Source organism: uncultured Frigoribacterium sp. (genome assembly GCF_963515265.1).
In the GTDB taxonomy this organism is placed as follows: Bacteria; Actinomycetota; Actinomycetes; order Actinomycetales; family Microbacteriaceae; genus Frigoribacterium.
Map to the genome: position 1 here is coordinate 1 of NZ_CAUPYL010000122.1, position 7911 is coordinate 7911.

A 7911-nucleotide genomic window follows, 5' to 3' on the forward strand; every position below is an offset into this window, starting at 1 on the left:
GCCCCGGCCCCCGCGTCGGCCTCGGACTCGGCCGGCACCGTGGACTGGTCCGCAGGTGCGACGGGAGCCACGGCCGTCTCGGCGACCGGCGCCTCGGCGGCAGGCTCGGGCGTCGTGAACGGGTCGCGGACGAGGTCGGCGATGCTCGTCGAGCCCTCAGCCCGCGAGGGGGACGAGGCGGACGCCTCGGACGACGAGACCGTCCCGGACGGCACGCCCGGAGAGGACGACACGGGCGCCGACGACCGCACGTGGACGGCCGGGGCGTGGCCCGAGCCCGAGCGGTCGACACGGCGGAAGTCCTCGTCGCGCCAGGTGGCGCGCAGCAGCACCCGGCGCCAGCGGGGCACGCCCGCGAGCACGACGCCGATCGGCTCGACGTCGAGGCTCATCAGCTCCGCGGTCAGGCTGCGGAGGGACTCCAGGCGGGTCGCCCCGGCACGGACGACGAGCACCACCTCGTCCGACTCGGCCGTCACGGTCCGCAGGGCGAAGGGGTGCGAGTCCGAGGCCGACTGCACGACGGTCACGTCGTAGGTGCCGCGCAGGTCCGCGAAGAACCGCCCGACGCCCGACCGGACGAAGGACCGGGTGGAGGCGCCGACGACGTCGGGGACCGGCACGCGGTCGTAGCCGGCGAGGTCCGCCTCCGTCAGCTCCGGGAGAGCGCTGTCGGGGACCGTCGAGGGCCGCGACACGGTGCGGGTGTCGAAGTCGGACTGCAGCAGGGCGCAGGTCGAGCCGAGCTCCACCACGGCGCGTGCGAGGCCACCGTCGACGCCGGCCGCCTCCGACACCGTGTCGGTGCGGGCGAGCAGCAGCACGCGGGGCAGCTCGCCGCCACGCAGGGCGCGGAGGTTCTGCACGGTCTCGCGGAGCGCCGTGCGGGTGGCCGCCGAGGCGCCGCGCCCGTCGGGGTCGTCCGAGCTGCGCACGACGGCGGGCAGCTGGCCGACCACCGGCAGGCCGGTCGCGCGACGGACGTCGTCGACCGTGCTGACGCGGGGACGCGTCCGGGCGAGGACGATCGCGAGAGCGACACCGACGCCGAGGCCGACCAGCAGGCCCAGCAGCCCGAGGACGACCGTGCTCGGGCCCGTCGACGTCGTCGGGACGGGCGCAGGCGCGGTCAGGTCGAGGGAGATCGTCTGCCCGTCGGCACCGTCGGTGGACTCGATCTGGTCGACCGTGTCCGACAGGCGCCCCGCGACGGTGTCCGCGAGCTGGGCGGCGCCGGTGGCCGTGACGTCGGTGGCCGAGACGAGGAGCACCACCGTGTCGACGGGGTTCGTCACGGTCACGCGGTCGCCCAGGTCGGCGAGCGAGACGCCCTGGGCCTGGGCGACCGGCCCGAGCACCTGGGCGCTCGTGCCGAGCTGCGCGTACGACGAGACCTGGCGCAGGGCGAAGGCCGAGCGCTCGTCGAGGTTCGAGCCGGGCGCGTCGGCCCGGACGAAGACCGTGGCCTGGGCCGTGTAGGAGGCGGGGGCCAGCTGCGAGAGGCCCACCCCGGCGGCGAGGCCGAGGACGACGGCCAGGACGACGACGAGGACGTGCTGGGCGACGTAGCGGAGGTAGTCCCCGAGGTCGAGGCGGTCGTCGACGACGACGGCGCGGGCGGTGCTGGTCATGAGGTCCTCATCGGGTCGGTGCGGAGCTCGCGGAACCACTTGGGGAGGGCGAGCAGCAGGTAGGCGGCGTTGGCCGCGAAGAGCAGGAGGTAGGCCACGGTGAACGCGCCGGGCCAGGCGAGCAGGACGAAGACGAGGCACATCAGGCCGTAGTCGGTCGGCACGACCGCCAGCGAGTAGAGGGCACCGGTCTGGCGGCGGACGAGCACGGGCGAGCCCGCGGCGACCGACTCGGCCCGGCGCAGCTGCTCCGTGAGGACGATCGCGAAGAAGGCGACCGTCGCGACGACCTGGTAGGCGAGGGGCAGCGCGAGGACGGCCTCTCGTCCCTCGGGCTCGCGGACCCACGACGCGAAGACTGCGAGGTGCAGCACTGCGATCTTCGTCGCGTCGATCACGTGGTCGAGCCACTCGCCGGCCGGGCTGCCCCCGCCGCGGAGACGGGCGAGCTGCCCGTCGGCCGAGTCGAGGGCGTAGCCGACGACGAGCAGCAGGGGCACGAGCACGGCGGGCAGCCAGCCGGCCGGAACCGTGGCCAGGACGGCGATGCCGGCGAAGGTGGCGAGGGCGCTGACCGCCGTCACCTGGTTCGGCGTCGCCCGGAGCACGTGCGCGGCGGCGGCGGCCCACCGGCCGAGGCGGCGGTTCACGAACCGCGAGTAGGCGGGTGCGCCGCTCGACGACTTCTGGGCCGACGCCAGCGCGGCCAGTGCTGCACGGAACTCGTGCGGCACGGGTGTGCGCGACGGGGCCGAGGAGGCGGTCGTCGCCTCGGGGCGCACCGGCGCCCCCGCCAGCCGCGTCACAAGGCCACCGCCAGGTCCTGGCCGTGCTCGCGGAGCAGCTCACGGGAGACGACGGCACCGATGCGGCGGCGCATCTTCTCGGGCGTGTAGCGCTCCTGGTAGGCCGCCTGGGCACGACGGCCCGCGGCGGCGAGGGTGTCGACGTCGAGGCCGGCGAACAGGTCGGCGAGGGCGTCGACGTCGCGACGGTCGAAGAGCCAGCCCGTCTCGCCGTCGACGACGACCTCCTCCGGGCCCCCGCTGCGGCTGGCGACGACCGGGCGGCCCTCGCTGAACGCCTCGAGGGCCACGAGGCCGAAGCCCTCGAGGGTGTCGGTGGGCAGCACGATGGCGTCCGCGTCGCGGACGTACGGGGTTGCGTCCTCGACCTGGCCGACGACCGTGACGGTCTCGGGCCGGGACACGATGGCCTGGACGAGGGCAGGGACGTCGACGCCGGCCCCGACGGCGGGCGGGCCGCCGAGGACGACGAGCTGGCCGGGGCAGCCCGCCGCGTTCCAGGCCGTCAGGAGGGTGCTGTGCCCCTTGTGGGAGTTCCAGCGGCTGGCCATCAGGTAGTGGGGGAGGCGGTGCTCCGGTGCCGCGACCAGGTCGGGCGACCGTCGCGGGACGCCGTTGTGCACGACGACGGCACGGTCGTCGCCGTCGAGGCCGGAACTGCCGAGGACCGAGCGGGACACGGCCACGAGGGCGGTGCAGGCACGGGCCAGGGGCCGGAGGCCCTTGCGGTCCGTGTCGCCCCACGGCTCCTGCAGGTGGCCGACGACGTGCTGCACGCCGGCCAGGCGCGCGAGGGGGGCGACGACGAGGCAGGCGCTCGTCGCGCAGTAGACGAGGTCGAAGTGCCGGCCGGCGAGCCGCGCCGCGGTCCGGGCGGCGTCCCGCGCGAGGCGGGCGAGGCCGACCGGGCCGAGGTGCGACCGTCGGAGGATCGGCAGCGCCGTGCGCTCGACGCGGGCGCCGAGCTCACGGAGCTGCGGCCCCAACGGGCCCACGGCCACGTCGGACGGCAGCCACACGGTCACGTCGAGGTCGTCGCGGGCGGCGAGCTCGCCGACGACCTCGAGGACGATGCGGTCCGAGCCGTACAGCTCGTCGGACGAGTGCACGACGAGGACCTTGCTGCGGCGACCGCCCGGGAGGCGCGGGGGCGCCTCCGGGAGGTCGGCCGCGTCGAGCAGCCACTGCTCGGCCCGCCGGGCCCCGGGTGCAGCGTCCGCGTCGGCGGGCGCTGCCCCGGGCGCCCCCGCGCCCCGGCCGGTCGTTCTGGTGGTGTCGAGGGTCATGGGTCAGTTGCCTGCCTTCGTGATGGTCAGGTCGTCCCACGAGGAGACGACGGGTGCGTTGGTGGCGGAGGCCGACAGGTAGGAGTGGAAGCCCACCCGTCCCGCGGCCTGGAGGCCCGCCGTGGAGTCGGTCGCGGTCTTGGCCCACGCCGTCGGCTCGGTGCCGCCGGCGGCCCAGACCTTCGCCCGGACGGTCGTCGGCGACGTGCCGGTGACCTCGAGGGCGACGGCGATCTTCTGTCCGGCGACGTAGGTCAGGCCGGGCACGACGCTCTCGGTGCCGAGGACCGTCTGCGTGCCGTCCGCCGCCTGCCGGAACAGCGCGACGGCGACGGCGCCGTTGGCGCGGAACGTGACCTTGGCGCGGTAGTCGCCCTGGCCCGTCACGCCCCGGCCGATGACCGACGCGTAGACGCCTGCCCCGGTCGGCACCTTGTCGAGGGCAACGGTGACGCGGGTGGCCGCGTCGGTGGCCTGCACGCCGTTCAGGTAGATCTGCGGCCCCGACCCGGCGGCCGCCATCTTGATCAGCCCGGCGCCCTGCGCGGTCGAGAACGACGAGACCGCGTTGGGGGTCGTCCACGCGCCTCCGATGTCCGCCGAGCCCCAGCCGCCCGTCGTCTGGCGCTCGAAGGCGTCGGCGGCGTAGGCGGTGGTGGCAGGCGGGGTCACGACCGGGGGAGTGACGACCACGGGGGCGGTCACGGTCACCGGCACGGTGGTGCTGGCGGTCGCGCCGTCGTCGTCGGTCACCGTGAGGACGACCTGGTACGTGCCCGCCGCGGAGTAGGCGTGCTGCACGGTCGCGCCGGTGCCGACCTGGCCGTCCCCGAAGTCCCACGCCCAGGAGGCGACGGTCCCGTCGGTGTCGGACGAGGCGCTGCCGTCGAGCGAGGCGGCCAGGTCGACCGAGGTGCTCGTGGCCGACGCCGTGGGGGCGACGTTCGCCGGGGCCGGCGGCGGGGTGACGACCCCGGTGCCGGCGTCGTGGTGAGCCGCCACCTGGGCTGCGGTGAGGGCCGTCGGGTAGACCGACACCTCGTCGATCGACCCGGCCACGTACGAGCTCGAGGAGCCCCACGTGACGTCGCCGCCGACGTGCCAGCGACCGTTGTAGCCCTGAGCGCCGGTCTGCGCGTTCGTGCCCACGGCGACGCCGTCGACGTAGAGGACCATGCCGGCGCTCGACTGCGTCGCCACGACCTGGTGCCAGGCACCGTCGTTGTAGGCGCGGTCGGTCGTGATCGTGTTCGCCTGGCCCGTCCAGGTGCCGAACACGAGGTGTCCGTCGTCCTGCAGGTAGACGTGGCGGTCGTAGTTGCCCGAGAGCCCCTGTGCCGAGTCGCCGTAGCCGATCAGCTTCCCGCCGACGGTGGACGTCGTCGAGAACCAGAGCTCGGTGCTGTAGGTGCTGGGCGCCTGCGCGTCCTGCACCTGGACGACCTGGCCCTGCTGTCCGTCGAAGCCGAAGGCGGAGCCGGTGCTGCCGAGGGCGCCTGCGACGCCCTTGGTGACGCCGCCCGTGATCAGGCCGGGCGCGGGGGAGGCCGTCGTCGAACGGGCGGTGCTGCCGGAGCCGGTGTCGTCGAGGCGCCAGTACAGCGACGGCTCGTCGGTGGTGACGGCCTTGCCGTAGGCGTCGGTCGGCGGAGCAGGGACGGTCGAGGTGCGACCGGACGCGACCCAGTGGCCGTCCACCTGCGCGGCGCTGAGGACGGTCGGGTAGACCGCCACGTCCGCGACGTCGCCCGTGAACCAGTCGCTGCCGGCGTTCGGCCAGCCGCCGTTCGAGTCGCCGCCCACGCGCCAGAAGCCCTTGTAGGCCTGGGCGCTGGTCACGTCGCCTCGCGAGGCGACCTTGACGCCGTCGATCGACAGGCTCATGCCCGACGAGCCGAGGCTCGCCGTGGCGAGGTGCCACGTCCCGTCGTTGAGACCGGGCGAGCTCGAGACGGTCGCCGTGCCTCCGGGGTAGACCCCGAACGTGACGCGTCCCTCGCCGTCAATGTAGACGTGCCGGTCGTAGCTCGACGAGTTGCCCGTCTGACGGTCGCCGAACCCGACGATCTTGCCGCCGGACGTGCTCGTCGTGCGGAACCACGACTCGACCGTGAACGTCTGCGGACCGTCGACCGGCGAGTTCGCCGATGCCGTCGAGCCCTGCTGCCCCTGGAACGAGGCGGCCGTCGTGCTGACCGGGCCTCCTGCGCCCCGCTGGACAGCATCGGTCGTGGTGGCGTCGGAGAAGCCGACGTGGTCGTAGACGGCGGTGCCGGAGGGCTCGCCGAACGTCCACAGGCTGGTGGCGCCGTCGGCGGCCACCGCCTTCTCGTACGGGTCGCCGGCCGACGACGAGACCGTGACGGAGTCGGAGCGCGACCCGGTGAAGGTGTTGCCGGCGGCGTCCGTCACCGACACGCGGTACGTGTGGCTGCTGCCGGCCGCGAGGCCGGCGTCGACGAAGCCGAGGGTCGGGAGGCGCCAGAAGCGCGAGTCCGCCACCTGCGTCGCGATCGGGGTCGTGCCCGAGTCGCGGAAGAGGCTGTAGGTCAGGCTGCCGTCGTCGTAGTCCCACGTCGTGGGGAACGACACGCGGACGCTGCCCGACGCGAGCGAGAGGCCCGTGGGCTTCATCGGCGCGTACTGGGGGGCGACCTTGTTCGGCGCCGTGTCGCGCGTGGCGAACGTGGCGAGGCCCTGCTGTGCCTTGCCGTTCACCTGCGTGAACTCTCCGCCCATGACGAGGTACTTGGCCGTGCTCGACGACGCGCCGAGCGACCAGCCGCCCTGGTACTGCTTCGTGTACGAGCCGGAGTTCACGAGCGGGTACCACGGCAGCTGGGTCGGGGTGGCCTGGCCGGAGTAGATGCTGCCGACGCTCGGACCTCCCTGGTCGGTGCCGGTCGCGGCGATCGTGTTGGCGGTCGCGCGCTTCCAGACGGACGGCGACTGCTCGGCGAACGCACCGACCGAGGTGCAGTCGTGCGAGTGCGAGACCGCGTAGGCGACCTGGCCGATGACGGCCGTGCCGTAGCTCGCGCCGTAGCAGTTGTCGAGCCAGACGAGGGCACCGGTGTCGAAGCGGGCCGCGAAGCGCCCGTCGAACCAGTGGCCGCCCTCGCCGTTGCCGGTGGCGTAGATGACGCCGTCGACGACGGTCATGTCGGTCACCCAGGAACGGTTGGATCCCTGCTGCGCCGAGATGGGCTTGGCCTCGAAGGGCTGGATCGCGCCGACCGAGCCGTCGACCGCGCCGATGCCGACGATCGGCTGGCCGCCGATGGTCTGGAAGCGGCCGCCGATGACGACGCGGCTGTCGTCGGGTGCCGCCACGACGGCCTGGGTGATGTTGTCCGTGCCGGGGTTCCACGCGGTGAGCGCGCCGGTCGCGGTCGTGAAGGCGGCCGCGTTGGCGCGGGCCTTCGAGCTCGCGGTGCCGAACGAGCCGACGACGTAGACGGTCGTGGCGGTCGGGGCGATGCCCCACACGGACCCGGAGACGGAGGCCGAGAACGACGTCTTCAGGGCACCCGTCGAGACGGTGAAGGCCGCGATCTTGCTCTTGGCGACGCCGCCCACGGTCGAGAAGTCGCCGCCGACGTAGAGGGTCGCGCCGTCGGGCGAGACTTCGACGGAACGGCCCTGCGCGCTGAGGTTCGGGTTCCAGGGCAGGATCGCGCCCGTGCGGACGTCGAACGCCATGGCGTTGTTGCGGGTGACCGAGTTCTGCCCCTCGGCGCTGCCGGAGGGCCGGGCAGCCGTGAAGGCGCCGACCGCGTAGGCCGTGGTGCCGACGACCGCGGTGCTCCAGACGACGCCGTTGATCTGCGGCGTCGGGAGGACGTCGGAGCTGACGGTGGTCGTGCTGGCGGCGGCGGCGCTGCCGGCCGGGGAGCTGCTGGTGTAGGCACCGGTGACGGTCATGCCGGGGGCGGCAGCCGTCGCCGCCGAGGCGGCCGTGGGCGCCCAGGCGAGGCCCCCGGCCACGAGGGCCGTCAGGGCGAGGACGCCGACGGCCGAGCGGGCCGTTCGACGAGGGGTGGGGGTCATGGTCGTGTCTCTCCGGTCAGGGTCTCGGGCGAGCGGTCTGCTCGTCCGCGGTCGGGTGCGGGTCGGGTCGTGAGGGCGAGGGGGCGGCCGTCGGGGTCGGACGTGGGGGGAGGAGGTTCGAGGTCGGCGGGACGGGGG

4 protein-coding genes are annotated in these 7911 nt (G+C 74.4%); all 4 read right to left on the reverse strand.

From position 1 onward, the window contains the following. Positions 1-1631 (reverse strand): Wzz/FepE/Etk N-terminal domain-containing protein (locus RWM17_RS10060; protein WP_314103259.1); only part of this gene is annotated, 1631 nt, incomplete at its 3' end. Next, positions 1628-2413, reverse strand: a complete 786-nt coding sequence (locus RWM17_RS10065) for a CDP-alcohol phosphatidyltransferase family protein (RefSeq protein WP_314103262.1) — start codon at positions 2411-2413, stop codon at positions 1628-1630. The genes RWM17_RS10060 and RWM17_RS10065, both read right to left, overlap by 4 nt. 20 nt (positions 2414-2433) lie before the next feature. After that, complete coding sequence (locus tag RWM17_RS10070) at positions 2434-3723, reverse strand: glycosyltransferase family 4 protein (protein WP_314103265.1); 1290 nt, start codon at positions 3721-3723, stop codon at positions 2434-2436. Positions 3724-3726: 3 nt separating this feature from the next. Continuing rightward, positions 3727-7773, reverse strand: a complete 4047-nt coding sequence (locus RWM17_RS10075) for a LamG-like jellyroll fold domain-containing protein (RefSeq protein WP_314103267.1) — start codon at positions 7771-7773, stop codon at positions 3727-3729. Between the last annotated feature and the right edge of the window lie 138 nt (positions 7774-7911).

Excerpts from the sequence above, each read along its gene's own strand:
- RWM17_RS10070 (WP_314103265.1), bottom strand. The coding sequence starts at position 3,723 with ATGACCCTCGACACCACCAGAACGACCGGCCGGGGCGCGGGGGCGCCC.
- RWM17_RS10075 (WP_314103267.1), bottom strand. The coding sequence starts at position 7,773 with ATGACCCCCACCCCTCGTCGAACGGCCCGCTCGGCCGTCGGCGTCCTC.